Source organism: Rhodococcus sp. O3 (assembly GCF_048897285.1).
Taxonomy (GTDB): domain Bacteria; phylum Actinomycetota; class Actinomycetes; order Mycobacteriales; family Mycobacteriaceae; genus Rhodococcus.
In genome coordinates this window covers 1-23650 of the sequence record NZ_JBMBTE010000004.1, presented here as the reverse complement: position 1 = coordinate 23650, position 23650 = coordinate 1, and the positions used below count along the sequence as shown (strand labels likewise).

Below are 23650 nucleotides of genomic sequence, written 5' to 3'. Positions count from 1 at the left end.
GTCAGCTCCTCGGCATCTCGAGCATGCGCTCGGCGACGATGTTGCGCTGGATGAAGGTGGAACCACCCGCGATGGCAGTGCCGCGCGCCTGATACGCCAGCCGGAGCCAACGTGACGTACGCTGCTGCTCGTCGTCGAGCGCGAACTGGCCGCCGGCGGGCTCGAGGGACAGCCGGAAGTCCGCCAATTCTTCGACGAGCGGGCAGAAGTACAGCTTGCCGATCGACGTCACCGGGCCCGGTGGTCCGTCGTTCGCCGCCAACGTGATCACACGCTGGCCGATGAGATAGTGCACGAGCGCACGGCCGTAGAGGTCCGCGACCTTCTGCCGGATCACCGGATCGGCACCGAGCGGGCGCCCCGACTCGTCGGTCATCCCGGCGATGTCGCCGACGATATCGTCGACGGCCCGTTTGGTGTTGACCCGACCCGTGGCGATCGCCACTCGCTCGTAGGCGAGCGTGCCCATGGCCACCTTCCACCCGCCGTCGACATCGCCGACGACGAGATCGTCGGGGATGAACACGTCGTCGAGGAAGACCTCATTGAATTCGGCCTCACCGAGCATGTGGGCGAGCGGGCGAACCGTGATTCCCTCGCTGTCCATGGGAACCAGGAAGAAGGTGATGCCTTTGTGGCGTGGTCCCCCGCCCGTGCGCGCGAGCAGGATGGCATGCGCTGCGATGTGCGCTCGGCTGGTCCAGATCTTCTGTCCGTTGATCTTCCATCCGCCGTCGACCTTCGTGGCCTTGGTGCGCAGTGACGCGAGGTCGGACCCGGCTTCCGGTTCGGAGAACAACTGGCACCAGATTTCTTCTCCGGTGAGGATCGGGCGGAGGAACCGCTCCTTCTGAGCCGGTGTGCCGAAGTCGATGATGGTGGGACCGGCGAAATCCTCACCGATCGTGTTGAGTCGCTCCGGCGCCCCCACACGATCCATCTCCTCGGTGAAGATGGCTTTGCGGATCGGGTCGGCGGCCTGCCCTCCGTATTCCTTCGGCCAGGACATGCCTCCGTAGCCGGCGTCGAAGAGCAACCGTTGCCATTGCTGCCAGAACGGGACCTTGTCGACCAGATCGACCGGCTCGGGCCAGGGCAGCGTTGCGACAGCAGCCTCGGCCCATTCTCGGACTTCTGCGCGGAACCGGGCTTCGTCCGGGGAATCAGCGAGTTCCATGGAACCCCTCCTCACATATTTAGGCCGAATGATACTATAGGTCAGTCCAAAAAGGAGGCCCGATGACAGAACCGCTCAGCGTCGGAGAGCTGGACCGAGTCGACTACGACATCGAACGCGGCAAGATCCGCGAGTTCGTCCGCGCGACGTTCACCACCGATCCCGCCCACACGGACCGGGATGCCGCCCAGGCAGCCGGATTCGCCGATGTGCCCGCGACCCTCACCCACACGGTCGTCGCCGGCCATCAGCGCGACCAGCGCAAGTTCGTCGACACACTCGGCCTGGCACTCGAACGAGTGGTTGTGGGCTCGGTCAAGTGGACATATCTGCGACCCCTGATTGCCGGCGACCACGTCGTCGGCACGCGGCGCATCGTCGACGACGTGCAGCGCGAAGGCAAGCGCGGCGGATCGATGCGCATCGTGACGCTGGAGACCGAATACGTCGACACCGACGGCGATCCGGTGGTGCGACTGGAGGAAGTGCTGATCGAGCGAGGAGAACAACGATGAGAGCACCCGTGAAGGCCCACATCGGCACAGTCGCCGACACGCGCGTGATCGGCCCGATCACCCAGACGGACATCGTGCGATTCGCCGGTGCCGGAGGCGATTTCAATCCTCTGCACCACGATCCAGAGTTCGTTGCAACATCCGGGTTCCCGGGCGTCATCGCGATGGGTCAGATGCAGGCCGGGATCCTGGCCGGTTGGCTCTCCGACACATTCGGCGTCGAGCACGTCCGTTCCTTCGGCGTCCGCTTCGTCGCCCCGGTGTTCCTGGGCGACACCCTGACCGTCGGTGGGACGATCACGGCGATCACCGACACCGACGGGGAGACACGGGCCGATCTCGATCTCGTCGTCTCCGGAGCAAAGGGACCGGTTGTCACCGGTTCGGCAACGGTCGTCGTCACCGGGGCCTGACAGCCCGCCGATCGGGTTCCGAGGTCCCGTATTCGGGGACCGCCACTCACACTTCAGATTCCGACGACATTCTTCGCATCTGCACAACCGAGCGACCCCTCGACACATGGACGAGGGGCCGCTCATTCGTGGTCAGCGCGTGCTCTGTTCCAGGGAACCGGCAGCCAACTCTGCCGCGATACGCTTGCGGAGGATGTGTTTCTGGATCTTCCCGGTGGCGGTCATGGGCAACTCGGCGACCACCTCGACGCGTTCAGGGGTCTTCTGAATCGCAACTCCCCGATCGAGCAAGTAGTTGCGGAGATGGTCCAGCGTGGGAGGGTTCTGCTCCTCCTTGGGCACCACGTAGCAGCACACCTTCTCCCCGAGCCGCTCGTCCGGCATTCCCACCACGGCTAGAGCGAGGATGTCGGGGTGCTCGGCCAGCTTGTCCTCAACCTCGCGCACACTGATGTTCATGCCGCCGCGGATCACGATGTCCTTGGTCCGGCCGGTGACCCGGACGAACCCGTCGGCATCCATGACTCCGAGATCTCCGGATCTCGAAAATCCTTCGGGGGTAAAGAGTTCCGCTGTATCGTCGGGCCGGTTCAGGTACTCGATCATGTGCGAGGGCCCGCGATAGGCGATGTCGCCCTCGCTCCCCCGCGCCACCTCGAGGCCGTCCTCGCCGACAACCTTGACCTCTGCCCCCGGCAGCGCGGCGCCGTCGGAGGTGATCGCCCGGCTCGGGTCGTCCTCGATGGTGCAGGTCGTCGTGGTGAGATTCTCACTTCTCCCGTACAGCGACAGGACGGTGGTGGCGGGCAGGTCGGACTTCGCCTTCTCCACCACGGCCGCCGGGATCGGGGAGCCGGCGCACACCCAGACCCGGAGAGAGGAGAGATCGGCGTCCGGTTCCTGTTCGGCCGCAGCCAACAACGTCTGCAGGAACGTGGTGGCCGTGACCGCGGCCGTACATCCGAACTTCTCGATCTCGGCCAGCCCGCGTTTCGGGTCCCACTCCGCCATGATGTGGGTCGCCGCGCCGCTGAGCAGGGGGACGAGCACACTGGTGACGAGTCCGGTGGTATGGGTGATCGGGGACGGTCCGAATTGGACATCCGCTTCGGTGTGCCCGAAGGCCGTCTTCAGTGCACGTGCGCCCGAAGCGTAGGTATTGAAGGTGTGCAGGCAACCCTTGGGACGCGACGTGGTTCCGGACGTGTACACGATGACGAACGGGTCGTCGGGGTGGGCGCGGAAGTCGAGTTCGGTGTCGATGACATCCGGGTCCGCGTCCACGACCAGATTCTCGAGAATCTCGATGCCCCTCCCGGCCAACGTCTTACGGCTGTCGTCCGAAGCACGCACCGCGATGATCGTCTCGAGCGTCTGCGACGACCGCCGGATATCGTCGAACATCGACAGATAGTCGAAGCCCTTGAACTGTGCCGGCGCGATCGCCATCCGGATCGAGGCGTCGGCGACAACGTGTGACACCTCGTCCGTCCGATAGATCGGCATGATCGGCACCGTCACCACACCGATCCGAGCGAGGGCAGCTGCGACGACGACGAATTCCGCCCAGTTCGGCAGCTGAACGGCGACCCGGTCGCCGGCACGGAGCCCTTTTCGGTGCAGGCCGAGCGCCAGCCGCTGCGACCGGTCGTAGAGCTGCGCGAACGTCAGCTCCTGCGTGCCGTCGGTGACGAAGATCTTGTCGGGACTGCTCTCGGCGCGCGCCCGCAGAAGGTCGGTGAAGTTCTCGTCGGCCCATTGGCCACTGGCATAGAACTCCTCTACCTGCTGGGGGGTGTATCGGCCGAGATTCCGTTCGCGCGTCATGGAGGATTCCGTCCTTCTTGCTCTGCCACACGTTTACATAAAGATTAGAATGGTTAGACCGAAGTAGCAACCACTTTCGACGACATCTTCGAACACTCACCACACCCGCCGGACGAGCGGTAAACCAAGGGGCCCAGATGATTTCGCTGTCGGCGACACACCAACTCCCCGGATTCCGCCACCCCGGGCCAACCGGCAGGAAATCTTCATCGCATCTTCCACACAGGCGACCGCTTCTCCCGAAAGGCCGTGACACCCTCGACGAGATCCTCCGTGGTGAACGCAAGAGCCAGTTGAGATTGCAGCGTCGCAAGCGCGTCCGGCAGCGACATGTCACGGGTGCTGTCGATGGCATCCTTACCCAGACGCATCAGCAGCGGTGACTTCTTTGCCAGTCGGCGTGCCCACGCCCGCACCTCCGCATCGAAGTCACCGTCCGGGAACACGCGATTCACCAGCCCCAGTTCGTGCGCTTCCGCGGCAGTGAGTTTCTCTCCGTACATCATCAACTCATTCGCCTTGAGCCGGCCGACGTTCCGGTAGATGAGCGCGGAGATCATGAACGGGAACACGCCGACATTGATCTCCGGGCACCCGAAGTGGGCCGACTCCTTGGCCAGCACGAAGTCGCAGGCGAGCGCGAGCCCGAACGCGCCCGCGAGCACGTCGCCACCGGCCGCGCAGATCACCGGCTTCCCGAGACCGCCGATGAGCCGGTACAACCGCGGGAAGCGGTCCAGGCCGGCATATTTGATGATCGTCGGGGTGTCGCTCGCAAACGCCTTCAGGTCCCCGCCCGCCGAGAAGATCTTCTCGTGCGACGAGGTCAGCACGACAACCCGAACGTCGCCGTCGTCCCGCGCGCGCTCGAGCGCGGCCAGAAGCTCGTCCAAGAGGTCGTCGGATAGGGCGTTGCGAGTTTCCGGACGGTCGAGAGTGAGGACCGCGACGTGCTCGTCGACGTCGTAACGCACAGAGGGGGCCATACCGGCGATCCTTTCAATTTTGGTCTTACCATTCGACCCTAGCGCCACAGAGGGAGGCGAGCAAGAGCCGATGAAGCGATTCCCGAAAGTGGGTGACGAAATTGGACTGACCATATACATTGGAGTCGGCCGCAAGACGACAGCAAAAGCCCAGGTGGCGCCGCTCTACACTGTGTGTGAGGCCACAAGGAAGCGGGCCGGTGCCGTCACCGTCCATGTGGCTGCCGTGGCACGAGGAGTAATGAGTGGTCAATTCGACGAGTTCGTTCGAGCTTGCCGACCAGGCGGTTGCGGAGTTGCAGGAACTACTCGGAAACGAGCCGGGCCTGATTCGCCCGGTGAGTGGCGAGCTTGATCCGGCAGCGATCCGCGCATGCGCACTCCGCAAGCTTCGGGAGGGCACCGACTCCCCAGAACAGGCAGTCCGGCTCGCCGAACTCGTGATGCGCCTCGACGCCGACCGGCAGAACGACATCTCGCGCCGCCTGCGCATGCACACCGAGCAGTTCGAGAAGCTCCAACGCGTCGTACGCAGCATCGATGCCGGATCCGACCGGATCGCGCAGACCGTGACGCAGGAACTGTGCACGAACCTCGGGTACGCCAAAGCCATGTTCTCCGTCGTCCGCGGTTCCACGTGGTCACCCATCGCGCTCGCTGTACACCCCGAGCTGACCGGGGACTTCCGCCCTCTCCTCGAGGCGATCGACGGTCGGGAGATCTCGCTGCGGGAAGCACCACGCGAAGCCGAACTGGTCCGTCGCCGCCGTCCGTATGCAGTGGATGCGGCCGACACCTACCGGCACACGTACCGTCCCCTGATCGACCTGTCGCGTCCGGCGGGGTACATCGCCGTTCCCGTCGTCGTCGACTCCCGTGCAGTGGCGATGATCCACGTCGACCGGCAAAGCGACGGGTTGTCCGACACCGATGTCCACATCGTCGGCGCGCTCGCGGCCGTGTGTGCCTCGTCGAAGGAACGCGCCGACCTGCGAAGGCAGATCTGCGCGCGCAACGAGCACATCGATACCGAGATCCGACGTCTCACCAAGGCACTGCAGCACCTCGAACAGGCACCGGTGACGATGCCCGAGCTCGATACCCGTGAACCGTCGAACCCCGAGGAACCGATCCCGGACGGTGGATCGCGGGCCACGGTCATTCCGCGCGCGCAATCGCTGACCGCCCGCGAGCACGAAGTGCTCACGCTCCTGGCGACCGGCGCGACGAACGCGGCAATCTCCCGGCGACTCTGCATTTCCGACGGCACCGTCAAGAGCCATGTCCAGCGGATTTTCAAGAAGCTCGGAGTATCCACGCGCGCCGAGGTGGCGGCCCTGTACGCCAACACCAAGACGGTGACCGATGGCTGACGTGCCGGAAGCGGATTCACAACCGGACACTGGGGACACCGAGCTCGATCGCGCCGTCTCGGGCATCCTCACCGAGTTGCGCACCGCCACCCCCGAGCGCGCGGCCGAACTCGGCCGGCGTCTCGCCGATCTCCTCGATCGCCGGAAGGCGCTCGTAGAGAGTCGAACCGACGACATCGAGGCAATCGCGTCAGGCATCGATGTCGCCGGCCACGCCTTGGGCGATGCCGCCTCGAGCACCGAACTCATGCAACGCGCGTGTGAGCGCGTCGCCGAACTCTGCTCTGCGCGAACGGTCGTGCTGTCTCGATTCGAGGAGGATCGGATCATTCCCGTGGTCTCCTTCACCACCGATCCAGATATCACGCCGTCACTGCCCCTCGGATTCGACCTCGCGCCGGGCTCTCCCGAAGAGCATGCGCTCGCGGCAAACACGGTCACGGTCGATGAACTCGTTCCCGAGTCGATGCGAAACACTCTGGGCAACAACGGTTTCTCCACAGTTCCGGTCGTGGTCGACGGGCGTGCGGCGGCCTTCGTGCACGTCGACACGATGTTGGATCCTCCACGGCGCCACGCCCTGAGCGTGTTCGCGGAAATGCTCGGCGGTCAGTTCGAGCGGGTCGGCCTCGAAGCGCGTCGCGAGCGCCAGAACCTCCTCCTCCGCGACAGCGCCCGGCGATGGAGCAGCAACACCGACTTCGACGCCCTGTCCCCACGCGGCGCGGCCAACAATGCACCGCCTCCCGCGGAGAACGACGTGGATCGGCGCCTGCTCGATCCGCTCACCGAGCGCGAAGCGGACGTCGTCCGGCTGATTCTCACCGGTGCGTCGAACGCCTCGATCGCGGCCGAGCTGGTCATCACCGTCGACACGGTCAAGTCGCATGTGAAACGCATTCTCCGAAAATTGGGCGCTACCAACCGCGCCGAGCTGATCGCGAAGTATCGGTCCACCCCGCGGTGACCCGGCGGCTCCGCCCCGTGACCCGGCCCCAGCCGGTGGGCCCGCCGAGTCGCGCCGCGTCGTCAGTCGCCCGAAGCCGGCACGGTCACCTTGACGGTGTCCACGTCGGGGGTCAGCACCAGCTGGCAAGCGAGGCGAGAGCACGGCTGGACACCATCGAGAAACTCGAGAAGGTCCTGTTCCTCTGGTGTCGGCTCACTGAACACCGCGGCGGAACCTTCGTCCACGTACACGTGGCAGGTTGCGCACGAGCAGCTGCCCCCGCATTCGGCGACGATGCCGGGAAGGTTGTTGCGTACCGATCCGTCCATCACAGTCTGGCCGGACGGGACGTCGACGGACGCCGTCGAACCATCCGGAAGCTGGTACACGACGTTGGGCATGGCAATCTCCTTCGGGTCGACCGGTGAACATCTGCGCGGTCGTCGCGGGTGCGGGGCGATGCACCCGGATGGGTACGGCCGCGTTCTCCATGACCGAAATTGTGTCGCCGGTCACTGGACGCGCACATCACCACATCGGCCGATTACCCCCCTCCCATGGGGTGAAAACTGCGCCGCCACCAGCAAGCGACAGCAGAGTGACCGGGGCCACATCCCCCGTTAGATAGACAACTTTCGTTCGCTGGTGTGATGCCCCTCACCCCCGCTGCTGACAGGCTGAACTCACATCGGCCGACGTGAGCGCCGCAGCGTTCGGCGCCACATCTCACAGCATCACGAAGGGGATTCGATGAGCACTACAGAGCAGGTCACAGAGCTGATCCCGGACGCCGTCGCCCGCCGGATCGTGTTGCCCGAAGGGCACCGGGACAACGACGAGTTGTTCGAGGCCTACCGTTGGTTGCGCGAGAACAATCCACTCGGCCGTGCTGTCGTCGAGGGGTACGACCCGCTGTGGCTGGTGAGCAAGCACGACGACATCATGGAGATCGAGCGTCAGCCCGACATCTTCACCAGCGCGGGTGGTGAGAACAAGGGGTCGGTCAACCCGATCTTGGCGAACCAGGCCGGCGACGAGTTCACCAAGAGCATCAACAACGGCAGTCTCCGCATCCTGGAGACGCTCACCTACCTCGATCCGCCCGAGCACACCGAGATCAAGGACATCGCCGTCGACTGGTTCCGGCCGACCAACCTCGCGAAGTGGGAAACCACCATCCGTGACCTGGCGAAGGCGTCCGTCGCCCGACTCCTCGAGACAGACGGCCGCATCGACTTCGTCAAGGACTTCGCCCTGTACTACCCCCTGCACGTCATCATGAGCCTGTTCGGGGTGCCCGAGGAGGACGAGCCCCGCATGATGGCCCTGACGCAGGAGTTCTTCGGGACGGCCGACCCCGACGCCATCCGCGAGGATGTCGAACCGCTCACCCCGGACGCCGCCGCCAAGCAGTGGGTGGCCACGATCCAGGACTTCTACGCCTACTTCGAACGACTGCTCCAGGATCGCCGCGCCAACCCCCGGGACGACCTCGCCACGATCATCTCCCTCGCCCGCGACAAGAACGGTGACTACTACCCGAACGAGGTGGCCTACGGCTGGTTCATCGCCATCGCGACCGCGGGCCACGACACCACCTCGAGCACTCTTGCGGGAGGCATTCTCGAACTCGGTCGCAACCCGGACCAACTCGCCAAGGTGAAGGCCGATCTGTCGCTCGCTCCGCACCTTGTGAACGAGTCGCTGCGTTGGGCCTCGCCGGTCAAGCATTTCATGCGTCAGGCGACGCAGGACTACACGCTGCGCGGCCGTGACATCAAGAAGGGCGACCGCTTCATGTTGCTGTACCAGTCGGGCAATCGCGACGCGGAGGTCATCCCCGACCCCGATCGCTTCGACATCACCCGCCGGCCCAACAAGCACATCGCCTTCGGCTACGGCCCGCACATGTGCATCGGCCAGCACCTGGCGAAGCTGGAGCTGCGGATCATGTTCGAGGAACTGCTCCCCCACATCGAGTCGCTCCAACTGGTGGACGACACCAAGATGATCCAGACCAATTTCGTCGGCGGCCTCAAGAACATGCCCGTCGAGATCGAGTTCGCCGGGTAGCACGATGCCCACGCCACACCCCTCACCCACCGTGGTGATCGTCGGGGCCGGGCATGCCGGTGGCACACTCGCCGGTCTGCTCCGCCAACAGAAGTTCGACGGCCGAATCATCCTGTGCGGAGAGGAAACACATCCGCCGTATCATCGCCCGCCTCTGTCGAAGAAGTACGCCGACGACGAGTTCGTGCAATGGCTCAAGCCGGAATCGTTCTACGTCGACAACGCCATCGACACCCGACTGGGTGACCAGGTCGTGCACATCGACCGGGACGCCCGCACTGCGACGACGGCGTCCGGTTCCATCCTCGAGTACACGACGCTCGTCCTCGCCACCGGCGCCGCACCACGGACGCTGACCATCCCCGGTAGTGATCTCGACGGTGTCCTGAGCCTGCGCACGCTCGCCGACGCCGCGCAATTGCGCAAGGCAGTCCACAGCGGATCCTCGCTGGCCATCGTCGGTGGCGGGTACGTCGGACTCGAGGTCGCGGCATCGGCCCGCGCCCGCGGGGGCGAGGTCACGGTCATCGAGCGGGAGGAACGGGTACTGGCCCGGGTCGCCAGCCCGGAACTGTCCGCCGCCCTCACCCGCTTCCACCGAGACCGCGGCACGCGCATCCTCACAGGTGCCGAGGTCCGGGAAATCACCGGGACAGCCGGTCGCGTCGGTGGAGTCACCCTCGCCGACGGCACCGACATCGCGTGTGACCTGGTACTGGTGGGAGTGGGAGCGATCCCCAATGACGCGCTGGCGCGGGAGGCAGGCATCGAGTGCCTCGCCGGGGTCGTGGTGGACGGTTCGGCCCGCACCAGCGATCCGCATGTCCTCGCCATCGGGGACGTGACCTATCGCCTGCACGACACCCTCGGCAAGATGGTGCGACTGGAAAGCATTCCCAGCGCGGTGGAACAGGCGAAACAGGCGGCCGCTGTCATCATGAGCGCACCCCGGCCACCACACGAGGTGCCGTGGTTCTGGTCCGATCAGTTCGACCTGAGGATGAAGATGGCCGGGATGGTCGATCCCGACACCCGGGCTGTTCTGCGCGGAGATCCGTCCGAGTCCTCCTTCGCCTTGTTCCACCTCGACAGCGACGGCGTCCCCGTCGCCGTCGAGACCGTAAACGCCGCAGCCGAATTCATGGCCGGCAAACGCTTTATCGGCGACCGCACCAAGCTCGACCCCACCGCACTCGCCGACCCCGCGACCTCGTTGCGGGACGCCGTTCTGTAGAGCATTTCGATCTCCGCCGGCCCACGGGTCGGCCCACAAGATATGGAGTACGTGACGATGGAAGCACTCGCAGCAGTCGCGAGAGAGCCGCACACCGAATTCACCCTCGAGCCGATCACCATCGAGGGACCCAGGGCCGGTGAGGTTCTCGTCGAGATCGAGGCCGTCGGCATCTGCCACACCGACCTCGCTGCACGCGACGGCGCCCTCCCGACCGCGCTGCCCGCCGTGCTCGGCCACGAAGGATGCGGCATCGTTCGAGAAGTCGGCCCCGGCGTCACCAAAGTGGCACCCGGCGACCGTGTCAGTATCACCTTCAACAGCTGTGGGACCTGCCCGTCGTGCACCACGGGTGCACCGTCCTACTGCCACCAATTCATGCACCTCGCCTACGACGGGGTGCGCGACGACGGAACCGGGCCGATCACCACCACCGACGGGGAAAAACTCACCGGCCTGTTCTTCGGCCAATCCTCCTTCGCCACCCACAGTCTCGCGTTCGAGCGCAACGTCGTGAAAGTTCCCGACGACGTCCCCGCGGAACTGCTCGCACCCCTCGGATGCGGCATCCAGACCGGCGCAGGGGCAGTGATGCGCTCCCTGAACTGCGGTCCCGGCTCCGCAGTACTCATCGCCGGCGCCGGCTCCGTCGGCCTGGCCGCCGTCATGGGCGCCGTCGTGCAGGGCTGCACCACCATCATCGCCGTCGAACCCCACCGGTCCCGGCGCGAACTCGCCCTCGAACTGGGCGCCACCCACGTCGTCGACCCGGCCGCCGGCCCACTCGTCGAGCAGGTCCGCGCCATCGTCCCCGCCGGTGTCGACTACGCGATCGACACCTCCGGCGTCCCGGCAGTAATCGAGTCGCTCGTCGGCGCCATGACCTTCCACGGCACGATCGGCCTCATCGGCGTGCCCGCCGACCCGGCAGCATCCGTGCCACTGAACATCATCAGCTCCCTCGCCATGGGACTCACGATCACCGGAATCATCGAGGGCGACAGTGTCCCCGACGAATTCATCCCCGAACTGGTGGAGCTCTACAAGGCGGGCAGGTTCCCGCTCGACAAGCTCGTCACCACCTTCCCCTTCGCGAAGATCAACGACGCAATCGAGGCCCAGCACCGGGGCGAGGTGCTCAAGCCCGTGCTCGTGCAGGACTGACCACTCCACCCGACACACTTTCCGAGAAGGACACCCCGATGACGATCGACTACACCGATCTCTACATCCGCGGCGGATGGGTACGGCCGTCCGGCGATTCGACGATTCCGGTCATCTCGCCGAGCACCGAACAGCGGATCGGCTCGGTGCCGGACGGTACCGAGTCCGACATCGACGATGCGGTCGAGGCCGCCCGCGCGGCCTTCACCGGCCCGGACGGCTGGGCGTCGTGGAGCGCCGCCCGGCGCGCCGAGGTCCTGGGCCGCTTCGCCGACGAACTCGAATCCCGCGCCGAGGACACCGCGACCCGGGTGAGCAGCCAGAACGGCATGCCCATCAGCCTCGCCCGACAATTCGAGGGTGGCTTCCCACCTCTCCTGCTGCGTTACTACGCCGAGATGACGGCCAAGCAGGAGGACGAGATCCGACCCGGCATGCTCGGCGGATCGACCCTCGTCACCCGCTCTCCCATCGGCGTCGTCGGCGCCATCGTGCCGTGGAACGTCCCCCAGGCCATCACGTTCCTCAAGATCGCTCCGGCGCTCGCCGCCGGCTGCACCGTCGTTCTCAAGCCGTCTCCGGAGACCGTGCTCGACGCCTTCCTGATGGCCGAAGCGGCGATCGCGGCGGGCCTTCCTGCGGGTGTGCTCAACATCGTCCCGGGCGGACGCGAACTCGGCGCCTACCTCGTCGCCCACCCGGGCATCGACAAGGTCTCGTTCACCGGTTCCACCGCAGCCGGCCGCACCATTGCCCGCACCTGCGGTGAACTGCTGCGTCCGGTCACTCTCGAACTCGGCGGCAAGTCCGCCGCGGTCGTCCTCGACGATGCCGACCTCGCAGCCAACATCGAATCCTTCTATGCCGCAACGCTTCTCAACAACGGCCAGATCTGCTGGCTCGGCACCCGGGTACTCGCGCCGCGTTCACGCTACGACGAGATCGTCGACACTATTACGGATCTCGCGAAGGGTGTGTCCGTCGGCGACCCGCTCTCGGAAGCGACGCAGATGGGACCGCTGGTCTCGGCCCGTCAACGCGATCGCGTCGAAGGCTACATCGAGAAGGGTAAGTCGGACGGTGGGCGGATCACCACCGGCGGCAAGCGTCCTGCCGGGGCAGATCACGGCTGGTTCGTCGAACCCACGGTATTCGCCGACGTCGAGACGGGGCACACCATCGCGCAGGAGGAGATCTTCGGCCCGGTGCTGTCGGTCATCCCCTACACCGATGAAGCCGAGGCAATCGCCATCGCCAACCACTCGGACTACGGCCTCGGTGGTTCGGTCTGGACCGCCGACCCCGAACGCGGTGCACGCTTCGCCCGCAACATCGCCAGCGGAACGGTCGGCATCAACGGCTACGCCAACGATCCGACCGCCCCCTTCGGCGGCATCAAGAACAGCGGACTCGGGCGGGAACTCGGGCCCGAAGGACTGGCGGGCTACCAACAGCTCAAGAGCATCTACCTCGACGTGCGCTGACACGGTGGGCGGGGCTGCATATACAGGTAGCCCCGCCCACGGTGGTGAATTTCAGGAAAGGAGCACAGTGACGAAAGATGAAGTCGCGCTGCTCGACTTCGCCGTGCGGTGGGCACCCTACGGTGGCGGTGACGAGCACATCCTGCCCGAGTTCGGACTCCTACCCATCGACTTCTACCACCGCCTGCAGAGTCTCCTCGACGAACATCCGAGTATCGACGTCCAGGTCCGGCGCCGTCTGAAAGCTCTCTGCGCACACAAACTCGGCTATCCACCGGCCGGTCGCAGACGTCGTCACGCCCCAGCGGACTCGATCATGAGGTTCGAACCGCTGTGACAAGACGAGTGAACATCTCGCTCGCACTTCGCGCGTAGTCCTGACAGCGTGTGAAGGGCTCCGAACCACCCGGATACCGGCCCGGCGCAGCGCGTCCCGACACCCACCTATGCGCCCTGCCCCAATTTCACTCCTTCAGCAGATGGTCATCCAGAACGGTGGGTGCACCTTCGGAGTCGCCCGTGATCGGGCTTGCGCAGTGTGCCCACTACAACGCTGCCTCTTCCGATCGGGACGCGGGGTTCGTGCGGTCGGCCGCGCACGCAGCGGTGCGCCTGGAGAAGAAGTTGCTATCGTCCCTGGGTCGCGTACTGATGGTTCGATGACATCGAACGCCACGCCCGGCTCAGCCTCTAGATTCGGATCATGGACCTGCGCCAGCTCGAGTACTTCCTCGCCGTCGTCGACAGCGGCGGGGTGACACGAGCCGCGGCACAGCTGCGGGTGGCGCAGCCGTCCCTGTCGCAAGCGGTGCGCAAGCTCGAGAAGGATCTTGGCGTCGAGTTGTTCCATCGGGTCGGACGGGGGTTGGTACTGGCCCCCGCCGGCGAGGCCCTTGTCGGCCCGGCCCGCACAATCCTGCGCGATGTGGGCGCTGCGGAGAATGCGGTCCGAGATGTCGGTGCGATGCGCGCCGGCCGAATCGACGTGGCGTCCCTGTCGGATCTGTCCTCGGACCCCCTGTCGGTGTGGGTGGCCAAGTTCCGCCATCAGTACCCGGACATCCGTTTCCACATCGAGGAACGCGACGAGACCACCGATGTCGTGTCCCTGGTCAAGTCCGGAGCGTGTGAGCTGGGCATCCTCGCACTGCCGCTGCCCACCGAGGACCTGGTGGGCGAGGAACTGATCGATCAGCAGCTGGTGCTGGTGTGTCCGCCGGGAACCGATGCGCGGTGGCCGGACCCGGTGCCGATCGAGCAGTTGTCCGGGGTCCCTTTCGTGATGAGTGGGCGCGGTACGGCAACCCGCGATTTCATCGAACGCTCGTTGCGTCTGCACGGAGTCGAGCCGGATGTCGCGGTGGAGGTGCGCCAGCGCGGCGCGGTGCTGCCGATCGTCCTCGCCGGCGGTGGGGTGTCGATCGTTGCGCTGCGTAGTGGGCTCGACGCGATCCTCCGCGGTGGAGTCGTACGGGAACTCTCGCCGCGCCTGACCCGCAAGATGGGCGTCGTCCACCGACCCGGACGGATCACGGAGGCATCGACCGAGTTCCTGGCCTGCGCCCGGGCCTCCTTCGAGGAGTTCGCCCAGTCCGTCGCGGGGTACATGGCAGACGGACTGTCCCTGGTCGAAGCCGGAAGGCTGACGCGCGAGGAAGGCGACCGCCGGCTACGGGAAGACAATGCCCGAGTCTCCCATGATTCATAGGCAATTGCAGTAGATCTTCTACTTTTTTGGTCTTTGACCCGATCGATTGCCGCGCTTTGAATGGTGTGTACCAACTCACGTCATCGCGGCGCGCCCGGGTCCACCACCTGGATGATCCTCCCTTCGGAGTGGACATTGCCCTGCTCGTCGGTGCGCCACTGCCGCTTGTTCTCGGAGGGATCCCACGATGCATACAACAGGGTCGACGAATACGTCGGTACGGTCACGTCCGCCACGGCCGACGCAGATGCGACGTGCCTGGCTCGTCGTCGGCCTTCTCGTCCTGTTCATGCTCATCAACCACGCCGACAAATCCGTCATCGCGTTCGCCGGGGTACAGATTCAGCACGACCTGGGGCTGAGCTCCCAGCAGTTCGGACTCCTGCAGAGCAGCTTCTTCTGGTTATTCGCTGCCGGCGCACTGTTTTTCGGCTGGCTCTCGTCTCGGGTAAGCCTTCGCTGGCTGCTCGCCGGTCTGATGCTGACCTGGGTCGCGACAATGATCCCGCTGCTCGGCACCGTCAGCTTCGGCGTCCTCATCGCCTGCCGAGTGATCCTCGGATTCGCCGAAGGCCCCGCATTCGCGTTGGCCAACCACGCCGCACACTCGTGGTTCCCGCCGGAGAAGCGAGCGATGGCAGGCGGATTCGTCTCCGCGGGCGCCTCGATCGGCACCCTGCTCGCCGCACCCATACTCACCTGGATCATCTTCCACTGGGATTGGCACGCCGCGTTCTACGTACTCATCGCGATCGGCACCCTGTGGGCCGGAGCCTGGCTGATCCTCGGCCGCAGCGCCGACGAAGGCGAAACAACTCCGGTGTCGACGGTGGTCGTCGAGACTGTCGACGCACCCTACAAAACGATCCTGAAGACCGGCACCGTCATCGGCATCGCGGTCCTGATGTTCAGCTCGTACTGGTCGACCACCCTGAAGATCGCATGGCTGCCCGTCTATCTCCAGGAAGGCCTGGGTTACGACACCGCCACCGCCGGTCAGCTCATGATGCTGCCCTACGGACTCGCCGCCGGCGGCGCCATCACCGCGGGCTGGTTCTCCGGCCGGCTCATCTCACGGGGCGTCTCCCGCCGAGTCGCCCGCGGCTACTTCAGCGCAGCGCTCGTCGCCGGCGCCGGCATCTCGATGGCCGGGTTCACGCTGCTCCCCCAGGGCGGACTGCAACTGGTCCTGATCGCCCTCGCGTTCTCGCTGAACACCGCAGCCTTCGGCGTCGCACTCTCCGCGATCGCCGACGTTGTCCAGGCGAAGAAGCGCGGAATGGTCCTGGGCATGCTCTCGGCGATCGCAAGCATCTCCGGCATGATGGCGCCGCTCGTACTCGGCTTCACCGTCGGCTCGTCCGTCGACAAGATCACCGGCTACGCGATCGGCTTCCAATCCAGCGGCGCCCTGATGATCGTCGGCGCAGTCATCGCAATCTTCCTGGTCAACCCCGAACGCGACATCACCCTCATCCGCCGTCGAGTCGAGGAGACAGCATGAACATCAACAGCCCCCTGGACGGCGTCCGCGTCATCGACTTCGGGCAATTCATCGCAGCCCCCGCCGCCACCCAGATCCTCGTGGACCTCGGGGCGGACGTGATCAAGGTCGAGCCGGTGCACGGCGAGTCCGCCCGCGGGATCGGACCAGCCGGCGAGGCCATGCTGCAGAACTACAACCGCGGCAAGCGGTCCATCGCACTGGACCTGAAAGACCCTCAGGCACAGGAGATCGCCCGGAAACTGATCGCCGGCGCCGACATCGTCGTACAGAACCTGCGCCCCGGAGTCATGGAGTCGTTCGGACTCGGCGCCGACCAGATCCTCGCCGCCCACCCCCGGATCGTCTACGCGACCGTCAGCGGCTTCGGGCTGCACGGACCGTCGAAGTACCGACCCGGCCTCGACATCGCAGCACAGGCCGAAAGCGGGATGATGTGGGTCACCGGAGAAGCCGACCGTGAGCCGCAGAAGGTGGGGGCCCAGATCGTCGACGTCGCCTCCGGTTACGTGTGCGCCCAGGCGATCCTCGCGGCCTATGTGCGCCGCCTCCGCACCGGCGAAGGCGACACCGTCGAGGTCTCGCTCCTCGAAGTCGCGCTCCACCTGCAGGGCACGAACTGGGGCCAATACCTGATCACCGGCGAGGAACCCATCCGCAAGGGCAACGGACAACCCAGTATCGCCCCAGCCGCGGACGTAATGACAACCAAGGACGGAAACCTGGTCCTGTCCGCCTACTCCGACGTGCACTTCCACCGACTGTGTCGCCTCATCGGGCGCCTCGACCTGGCCGAGGACCCCCGCTTTGCAAGCAACACCCTGCGGGTGGCGAACCGGCAGGCAATGCTGATCGAGCTGCGCAGCGCATTTTCGACGATGACGAGCGACGAAGCCATGGAATTGCTGACCACCAACGGAGTTGTGGCGGGCAGGATCAACACCTACCCCGAGGCCATGCGCAGTGCCGACGTCGAAGCGTCCGGGTTGTTCATCGAGGTCAGCGACACCGACGGGGCATCGCACACCGCCCTCGGCTCACCCTGGCATCTGGGCAGCATTCCCAAGCCCGGCAGCGAAGGTGACCCGGACCTGGGTCAGCACACCGCCGAGCTGCTCACCGAACTCGGTTACCCCGCCGCCGCGGTCGACGCCCTCGTCGCCTCCGACATCGTCCGCCTCCGCTAGGCACCGGAACCCCGCCGACGAACCCGCCTTCTCAAAGGAATCACCATGCAACGCACCATCTTCACCGAAGACCACGACGCTTTCCGCGACACCGTCCGCCAGTTCATCGCCAAGGAAATCACCCCCAACCTGCCCGACTGGGAAGCCCAGGGCTGCATCCCCCGCGACTTCTACAAGAAGACCGCAGAGATCGGAATCAACGGTCTGCAGGTACCCGAACAGTACGGCGGCGGCGGCATCGACAGCTTCCTGTTCAACACCGTCGTCTACGAGGAGATCGGCTACGCCGCAGCCTCTCTCGGCGGATTCCAGGTGCATCTGAACACCGTGCTGCCGTACTTTCTCGAGTACGCCAACGAGGAACAGCGCGACCGTTGGTTCCAGGGCTTCGCCGACGGCAACCTGGTCAGCGCGATCGCCATGACCGAACCCGGCATCGGCTCGGATCTCGCGGGGGTCGCCACCACCGCCGTCCGGGACGGCGACGACTACATCCTCAACGGCAACAAGACCTTCATCACCGGCGGCATCAACGCCGAACTGGTGATCGTGGTGGCACGCACCTCCAAGGATCCGGACAACCGCCGCAAAGGGCTGTCACTGCTCGTCGTCGAGGGGGACATGCCCGGATTCATCCGGGGCCGCAACCTGCACAAGATCGGTATGAAGTCGTCCGACACCGCCGAGTTGACGTTCGACAACGTCCGCGTGCCGGCCAGGAACCTCCTCGGCAAGGAGGGCGGCGCATTCGCGATGCTGGCACACAACCTGCCGCAGGAGCGGCTGTCGATCGCCATCACCGGCCTCGCCACCGCCACCGCGGCAGTCGATCTCGCCCTCGAATACGCTCGGGAACGCCAGGTGTTCGGCACGCCGCTGGCCAACTTCCAGAACACCAAATTCGTACTCGCCGAATGCGCGACCGACCTGCAGGCCGGACAGTCGATGGTCGACCAGGCGCTCATCGCCCTCGACAACGGCACACTCACCCCGGCGGATGCAGCGAAGGTGAAGCTGTTCTGCACCGAACTGCAGGCCCGGGTGATCGACAAGTGCCTGCAGCTGCACGGCGGCTACGGCTACATGACCGAATACCCCATCGCCCGGCTGTACGCCGACGCCCGGGTCACCCGGATCTTCGGCGGCACCAGTGAGGTCATGAAGAGCGTCATCTCGAAGTCCATGGGGCTCTGAGCCTCTCACCGCTCCCGTTCCGGTCGCTGTGCGTCCGGACCGCATCGAAGGACCGTAGAAGTGCAGATCAAGAACATCAACGCCGTCGTCACCGGCGGTGCATCCGGACTCGGACTGGCGACTGCCACCCGTCTGGTCGAGTCCGGCGCCACCGTCACCCTGCTCGACCTTCCCGGCTCCCCCGGCGCCGAGCAGGCCGCCGCGCTGGGCCCGGCTGCGCAGTTCGTGCCCACCGACGTCACCGACCCGGACGCCGTCGCCGCGGCATTCGCCGAAGCCGCCGAGCAGGGCCCGGTACGCGCAGTCGTGCACTGCGCGGGCCGCGGCAAACCCATGCGTATCCTCTCCAAGGATGGGAAGGCCGCCGACCTCGAGCCGTTCGAGTCGGTCATACGCCTCAACGTCATCGGCACCTTCAACGTGCTCCGCTACGCGGCCGAATCGATGGCTGCCAACGAGCCGCTCGACGCCGACCGCGGCGTGTGCGTGCTGACCGCGTCCGTCGCCGCCTTCGAGGGCCAGATCGGGCAGATCAACTACGCGACGTCCAAGGCCGGGGTGGTCGGGATGACCCTGCCGGCGGCCCGCGACCTTGCCAGCGTCGGGATCCGGGTCTGCACAATCGCGCCCGGTGTCTTCGCCACCCCACTTCTGCTGAACGCCCGCAGCGACATCCGCGAAGCCCTGGCCGCCTCGGTCCCCCACCCTCAGCGCCTCGGCGAACCGTCCGAATTCGCCTCACTGGCCGCACACATCATCGAAAACGGCATGCTCAACGGCGAGACGATCCGCCTCGACGGCGCTATCCGGATGGCCCCCCGATGACCGACCGGACTCCCGAGCACGTGGTGCTGACCGAACGACGGGGCCGGATCCTGGTGGTCACGCTCAACCGTCCGGACGCCCGCAACGCCGTCGACCGGGCGATGGCGAGTGCCCTCGCATCGGCGATGGATCGTCTCGACAACGACCCGGGTCTGAGTGTCGGTGTCATCACCGGCGCCGGTGGGTACTTCTGCGCAGGAATGGATCTCAAGGCCTTCCTCCGCGGAGAGAGCCCCCGCGTAGAGGATCGCGGATTCGCCGGGCTGGTCGAGGCGCCACCCGCCAAGCCGCTGATCGCCGCTGTCGACGGCCCGGCACTCGCCTGCGGATTCGAGATCGTACTGGCCGCCGATCTCGTGGTGGCCGCACCGACCGCCACGTTCGGTCTTCCCGAAGTGCGGCGCGGCCTGGTCGCCGCCGCCGGTGGACTGACCAGGCTGCCGACCCGATTGCCACGTGCGGTGGCACTCGAGATGATTCTCACCGGCGCTCCCATGACCGCGGCTCAGCTGCACCCCCTCGGCCTGGTCAACCGTCTCGCCACCGAATCCGAGATACTGTCCGAAGCTCTCGCTATCGCCGAAACGATTGCCGCGAATGGCCCACTTGCGGTACAGGCCAGCAAAAAGGTGGTCGTCGAATCACCCGGTTGGCCGCCGGCCGAGGCCTTCGAGCGAACCAGGCGCATTGTGATGCCGGTGTTCGGCTCGAACGACGCGCGCGAGGGTGCGGCCGCCTTCACCGAACGACGCACCCCGGTCTGGACCGGGTCGTGACCATCGAGAACGAGAGAACAGGAACACACCATGCGTGACGCAGTCATCGTCGAAGCCGTCCGGAGCCCCATCGGGCGGCGCAAGGGCGGATTGGCGGAGGTCCACCCGGTCGATCTGTCCGCGACGGTCCTGACCGCGCTGCTCGATCGCGCCGGCATCGAGCCCGCAGCTGTGGACGACGTCGTGTGGGGGTGTGTCGGCCAAGTCGGCGAGCAAGCCGGCAACATCGCCCGCAACGCCGTTCTCGCCTCGGGCTGGCCCGAGTCGGTGCCCGGCACCACCATCGAGCGCCAGTGCGGATCCAGCCAGCAGGCACTGCATTTCGCCGCCGCCGGGATCATCTCCGGTCAATACGACGTCGCCGTTGCGGGCGGTGTCGAATCGATGACCCGGATCCCGATGGGATCGGCGCGGCGCGTCGGTCTCGGAGACCCGAACAGTGACGCGATCCGACAGCGATACGAGGGCATCGAATTCAATCAGATTCGCGGCGCCGAGATTCTCGCCGAGCGGTACGAGTTGAGCCGCACCTGGCTCGACGAGTACAGCCTGCGCTCACACCAGCGAGCAGCCCAGGCAGTCGACGACGGTCGCTTCGCCGGCGAGATCGTGCCGGTGACCCTGCCGGACGGGACGAAGCTCGAATTCGACGAAGGAATTCGCAGGGCCACAACGCTCGACAAGCTCGGCCAGCTGGATCCGGTCCTTGGCGAGGACGGGCGGATCACCGCAGGTAACGCATCTCAGATCTCGGACGGCGCAGCCGCGTTGCTGATGATGTCCGGAGAACGCGCCCGGCACCTGGGACTGACACCACTGGCGCGGGTGCACACCGCAACAGTGGTCGGCGACGATCCCATCACCATGCTGGCCGGGCCGATCCCCGCGACGGCACGGGCGCTCGAACGGGCAGGCCTGACTCTCGACGACATCGGTGCCTTCGAGGTCAACGAGGCATTCGCCAGTGTCGTCGGCGCCTGGCTCCGGGCAACCGGGGCCTCGGAGGATCGCGTGAATTCGCTGGGCGGGGCAATCGCACTGGGTCATCCGCTCGGTGGCTCGGGTGCACGCCTGACCACTACGCTCGTCCATCACATGCGCGCAGAAAACATCCGGTTCGGGCTGCAGACGATGTGTGAGGGCGGCGGCATGGCCAATGCCACCGTCTTCGAGAACGTCGTGGATCGTTGAACCCACGTGCTACGACGACTCGGAAGCAGCAACGAAACTCTGGTACAGATCGCCGATTCCGCTGATCCAACTGGTCAGTCGCTCATCTGGCTGCAGGAACCGCGGCGGTTTTGTCCCACTCCACGCTGCGGGGTGCCGGTGAAGATGACATCACCGAGGTAGAGGGTAACCGTCTCGGAGGGAGGCGATCACCGACGGCACGGCGAAGATGTTGATCCACTGCGAAATCGCCCGGGTGAGGGCACGCGGCTGGCACGGATCGCCGCGCTGTCGAGGTCGACGACGCCGTGCCGAATTGCGTGGGCATGGAAGGTGGTCCGCAGGGTTGCCACCGAATCGGCATCACCGGGCACGACAAACTACCCGCTGATCGCACCACTGCCGGCGGCCCGAGTCGACATCCACAGCGGCGAGCTGCGCGCGCCTCGGCGGCCTCCGCGTCTGCGACCTCGTGTCGGCGTAGCGAACTCAGGGCGTGGCCAGTTCTGGTCTGAGTCCAGCGCTCCCGTAGCGCTCCCGCGTGCCACACCGCCCCGAGCAGGTGGCTCGCTCCACCCGCTCCCCAGACGGGTGGGCGTTCCTGGGCTCAGATCTGGGCTGCGCGCGGCGGCCTCAGTTGACACCAGTTGTGCCGAGTGGCATCAGCCGTGGCCCACTCTGGCTGTACCGATGGACGACCCCCACTTCCCCGCGGAATCGCCGGGGCTTGCTCCATCGGGGCGTCCACATCGTGTCGCCGGTCAGCCCACGTAGATCGGCCCGACCCGAGTCCGGGTGGCTTGACGTGAACGGCGGGAAGTATTTGCGGAGAACCCACCCACGCCCCGACTTCAACGACAACCTTCCGATCGGCGGGTCGATCGCCTACCGGCCGCGCCATTCGAGCCAGTGGCTACGGATCCACTTCCGTTGCTTGGGGGTGAGGACTACCTGAAGCACCTTGCCATGCAGATCTCCGTACGTTGGGTAGGTCCGGATCTCCTCGGCCACGTCGACGGCACCGGACTCGTCAACCGCAATAAGCCCCTGGTCGAACAGGCGGTGGATATCTCGACGCAGGAGCAGACCTCCCTGATCCGCATGCTTGCCGACTTCGGCGTAGCTATAGAGATGGCACGCTTCGAGAACCGATTTCGGAGCCGCGCCGGTCACTGCGCACTGCGCCCCGTACTCGGCAAGCAGTTTGGCTCTGAACCCGGCCTGACCGACTCTCACCCGAACAGGTCGAACGACATGGCCCTCCGGTCCACCGGTCATCTGCTTCGACGTTTCGTCGAGAATGTGCAGGAGGTTGCCGTCGGTTGCGTCCTCGAGTGCCTCACGGAAGTCGTCGAGGCGGAGCCGCCGGAAACTGTTCTGCTCTTTCGGGTGCACGCAGAGTGACCGCAAGGCTTTGCCGTCGAGGACGCCTTCGAGGTCGATCCAGGCCTGAGCGTGACTGCTGCGGTAGGTCGTGACCTCCTTTTCACCGAAGATCGGCTCATCGAATTCTTCGTGGCAGTCGTCGCAGCGATACGGGGGACGCTTGCGCTTGCGCCGCACCACATTCGCGCGATTGCACACGGGGCAGGTCGTCGTAGTCTTGATGCCGTCGCCGACCTCGATGTGCTCGATGACGGAAACCCCGATCAGGAACTCGTCCCAGATGGCGATGATGTCGCCCGGTTGTACCTCGTCATGGTGCACCACCGAGCTATCCCAGCTGTAGTGAGATGCCGCGTTGTCGTCGTACTTGGCACTGCCGACGATGCGTCGATAATCCGCTTGCTTGGATTGCGCCAGCCATGCCGTGCTGGCCTTCTCTAGAGACAACTTCTACTCCTGTCACGCTCCGAACAGGAGACAACTCTGGTACATGACAGGTGGGCGCCTTCGGCTGGGGGCTTCCTCGTAGGAAGAACGTGTTTTCCATGACCGACACCTATGGGGCCCAGCGTGATGTGGCTCATCGAAGGTGGATACGTCCCGCTTTCCGGTAAGCCTCTGCCATGCTTCACTATTCGAGGTGAACGATACGTTTGCGCAGCAAGTCGAGGTTGGCTCGCCCGCGCGTCTGCCGCTTGAGCATAT

Annotated in this window: 22 protein-coding genes and 1 pseudogene; 16 read left to right on the top strand and 7 right to left on the bottom strand. The window is 65.6% G+C overall.

Annotated features, from left to right (window positions below; all coding sequences use genetic code 11):
• Nucleotide 1: 1 nt before the first annotated feature.
• The gene (locus tag ACN675_RS02595) at nucleotides 2–1177 is read right to left on the bottom strand and encodes an acyl-CoA dehydrogenase family protein (RefSeq protein WP_197250705.1); all 1176 of its coding nucleotides are present in this window, start codon (nucleotides 1175–1177) and stop codon (nucleotides 2–4) included.
• A 62-nt stretch (nucleotides 1178–1239) separates the two neighbouring features.
• On the opposite strand from ACN675_RS02595, the gene ACN675_RS02590 reads away from it, so the two are divergent.
• A complete protein-coding gene (locus ACN675_RS02590) occupies nucleotides 1240–1692 on the top strand; it encodes an FAS1-like dehydratase domain-containing protein (protein ID WP_248674044.1) in 453 nt (150 codons plus the stop codon).
• Nucleotides 1689–2105, top strand: a complete 417-nt coding sequence (locus tag ACN675_RS02585) for a MaoC family dehydratase (protein WP_197250703.1) — start codon at nucleotides 1689–1691, stop codon at nucleotides 2103–2105. Before ACN675_RS02590 ends, ACN675_RS02585 begins: the two co-directional genes overlap by 4 nt.
• A 132-nt stretch (nucleotides 2106–2237) precedes the next feature.
• Here ACN675_RS02585 and ACN675_RS02580 read toward each other — a convergent pair whose 3' ends face one another.
• Both ACN675_RS02580 and ACN675_RS02575 read right to left on the bottom strand, forming a co-directional pair.
• A complete protein-coding gene (locus ACN675_RS02580; RefSeq protein WP_248674043.1) occupies nucleotides 2238–3932 on the bottom strand; it encodes an AMP-binding protein in 1695 nt (564 codons plus the stop codon).
• A gap of 206 nt (nucleotides 3933–4138) precedes the next feature.
• Nucleotides 4139–4918: an enoyl-CoA hydratase/isomerase family protein gene (locus ACN675_RS02575; RefSeq protein WP_248674042.1), complete on the bottom strand. Its 780-nt coding sequence runs from the start codon at nucleotides 4916–4918 to the stop codon at nucleotides 4139–4141.
• Nucleotides 4919–5163: 245 nt separating this feature from the next.
• Between ACN675_RS02575 and ACN675_RS02570 the strand changes: the two genes are divergently transcribed.
• Both ACN675_RS02570 and ACN675_RS02565 read left to right on the top strand, forming a co-directional pair.
• Nucleotides 5164–6291 carry a LuxR C-terminal-related transcriptional regulator gene (locus ACN675_RS02570; protein ID WP_248674041.1) on the top strand — a complete coding sequence of 376 codons (1128 nt, stop codon included), beginning with the start codon at nucleotides 5164–5166 and terminating at the stop codon, nucleotides 6289–6291.
• The gene (locus ACN675_RS02565) at nucleotides 6284–7258 is read left to right on the top strand and encodes a helix-turn-helix transcriptional regulator (protein ID WP_248674040.1); all 975 of its coding nucleotides are present in this window, start codon (nucleotides 6284–6286) and stop codon (nucleotides 7256–7258) included. The genes ACN675_RS02570 and ACN675_RS02565 overlap by 8 nt, the downstream gene beginning before the upstream one ends.
• A 62-nt stretch (nucleotides 7259–7320) precedes the next feature.
• On the opposite strand, the gene ACN675_RS02560 is transcribed toward ACN675_RS02565, so the two are convergent.
• Nucleotides 7321–7641, bottom strand: coding sequence for a 2Fe-2S iron-sulfur cluster-binding protein (locus ACN675_RS02560; RefSeq protein WP_248674039.1), 321 nt, complete (start codon nucleotides 7639–7641; stop codon nucleotides 7321–7323).
• A 349-nt stretch (nucleotides 7642–7990) separates the two neighbouring features.
• Between ACN675_RS02560 and ACN675_RS02555 the strand changes: the two genes are divergently transcribed.
• The 6 genes from ACN675_RS02555 to ACN675_RS02530 all read left to right on the top strand — a co-directional run bounded on the left by ACN675_RS02555 (nucleotide 7991) and on the right by ACN675_RS02530 (nucleotide 14903).
• Nucleotides 7991–9313: a cytochrome P450 gene (locus ACN675_RS02555; RefSeq protein ID WP_248674038.1), complete on the top strand. Its 1323-nt coding sequence runs from the start codon at nucleotides 7991–7993 to the stop codon at nucleotides 9311–9313.
• 4 nt (nucleotides 9314–9317) lie between these two features.
• Nucleotides 9318–10547, top strand: a complete 1230-nt coding sequence (locus ACN675_RS02550; protein WP_248674037.1) for an NAD(P)/FAD-dependent oxidoreductase — start codon at nucleotides 9318–9320, stop codon at nucleotides 10545–10547.
• Nucleotides 10548–10604: 57 nt separating this feature from the next.
• A complete protein-coding gene (locus ACN675_RS02545) occupies nucleotides 10605–11711 on the top strand; it encodes an NAD(P)-dependent alcohol dehydrogenase (RefSeq protein WP_197250696.1) in 1107 nt (368 codons plus the stop codon).
• 38 nt (nucleotides 11712–11749) lie between these two features.
• A complete protein-coding gene (locus ACN675_RS02540) occupies nucleotides 11750–13195 on the top strand; it encodes an aldehyde dehydrogenase (protein ID WP_248674036.1) in 1446 nt (481 codons plus the stop codon).
• Between the two features lie 67 nt (nucleotides 13196–13262).
• Complete coding sequence (locus tag ACN675_RS02535; RefSeq protein ID WP_197250695.1) at nucleotides 13263–13532, top strand: DUF3263 domain-containing protein; 270 nt, start codon at nucleotides 13263–13265, stop codon at nucleotides 13530–13532.
• 366 nt (nucleotides 13533–13898) lie between these two features.
• Nucleotides 13899–14903, top strand: a complete 1005-nt coding sequence (locus ACN675_RS02530; RefSeq protein ID WP_248674035.1) for a LysR family transcriptional regulator — start codon at nucleotides 13899–13901, stop codon at nucleotides 14901–14903.
• 80 nt (nucleotides 14904–14983) lie between these two features.
• On the opposite strand, the gene ACN675_RS02525 is transcribed toward ACN675_RS02530, so the two are convergent.
• Entirely contained in the window at nucleotides 14984–15130 is a 147-nt protein-coding gene (locus ACN675_RS02525) for a hypothetical protein (RefSeq protein ID WP_248674034.1), read from the bottom strand.
• Nucleotides 15131–15150: 20 nt separating this feature from the next.
• Between ACN675_RS02525 and ACN675_RS02520 the strand changes: the two genes are divergently transcribed.
• Genes ACN675_RS02520 through ACN675_RS02495 form a run of 6 tightly spaced genes read left to right on the top strand, consistent with a single transcriptional unit; the run spans nucleotide 15151 to nucleotide 21580 of the window.
• The gene (locus ACN675_RS02520) at nucleotides 15151–16407 is read left to right on the top strand and encodes an MFS transporter (RefSeq protein ID WP_248674033.1); all 1257 of its coding nucleotides are present in this window, start codon (nucleotides 15151–15153) and stop codon (nucleotides 16405–16407) included.
• On the top strand, nucleotides 16404–17594 hold the full coding sequence (locus ACN675_RS02515) for a CaiB/BaiF CoA transferase family protein (RefSeq protein WP_248674032.1): 1191 nt from the start codon (nucleotides 16404–16406) through the stop codon (nucleotides 17592–17594). Before ACN675_RS02520 ends, ACN675_RS02515 begins: the two co-directional genes overlap by 4 nt.
• A 45-nt stretch (nucleotides 17595–17639) precedes the next feature.
• On the top strand, nucleotides 17640–18788 hold the full coding sequence (locus ACN675_RS02510; RefSeq protein ID WP_248674031.1) for an acyl-CoA dehydrogenase family protein: 1149 nt from the start codon (nucleotides 17640–17642) through the stop codon (nucleotides 18786–18788).
• A gap of 60 nt (nucleotides 18789–18848) precedes the next feature.
• Nucleotides 18849–19613: an SDR family NAD(P)-dependent oxidoreductase gene (locus ACN675_RS02505; protein WP_248674030.1), complete on the top strand. Its 765-nt coding sequence runs from the start codon at nucleotides 18849–18851 to the stop codon at nucleotides 19611–19613.
• Complete coding sequence (locus ACN675_RS02500) at nucleotides 19610–20389, top strand: crotonase/enoyl-CoA hydratase family protein (protein WP_420749413.1); 780 nt, start codon at nucleotides 19610–19612, stop codon at nucleotides 20387–20389. Before ACN675_RS02505 ends, ACN675_RS02500 begins: the two co-directional genes overlap by 4 nt.
• Before the next feature lie 30 nt (nucleotides 20390–20419).
• A complete protein-coding gene (locus ACN675_RS02495; protein WP_248674028.1) occupies nucleotides 20420–21580 on the top strand; it encodes a thiolase family protein in 1161 nt (386 codons plus the stop codon).
• Between the two features lie 9 nt (nucleotides 21581–21589).
• Here ACN675_RS02495 and ACN675_RS02490 read toward each other — a convergent pair.
• Nucleotides 21590–21759 (bottom strand): annotated as a pseudogene (locus ACN675_RS02490) (fumarylacetoacetate hydrolase family protein); the annotation flags it as partial.
• A gap of 685 nt (nucleotides 21760–22444) precedes the next feature.
• Complete coding sequence (locus tag ACN675_RS02485) at nucleotides 22445–23392, bottom strand: HNH endonuclease (RefSeq protein WP_248674027.1); 948 nt, start codon at nucleotides 23390–23392, stop codon at nucleotides 22445–22447.
• Between the last annotated feature and the right edge of the window lie 258 nt (nucleotides 23393–23650).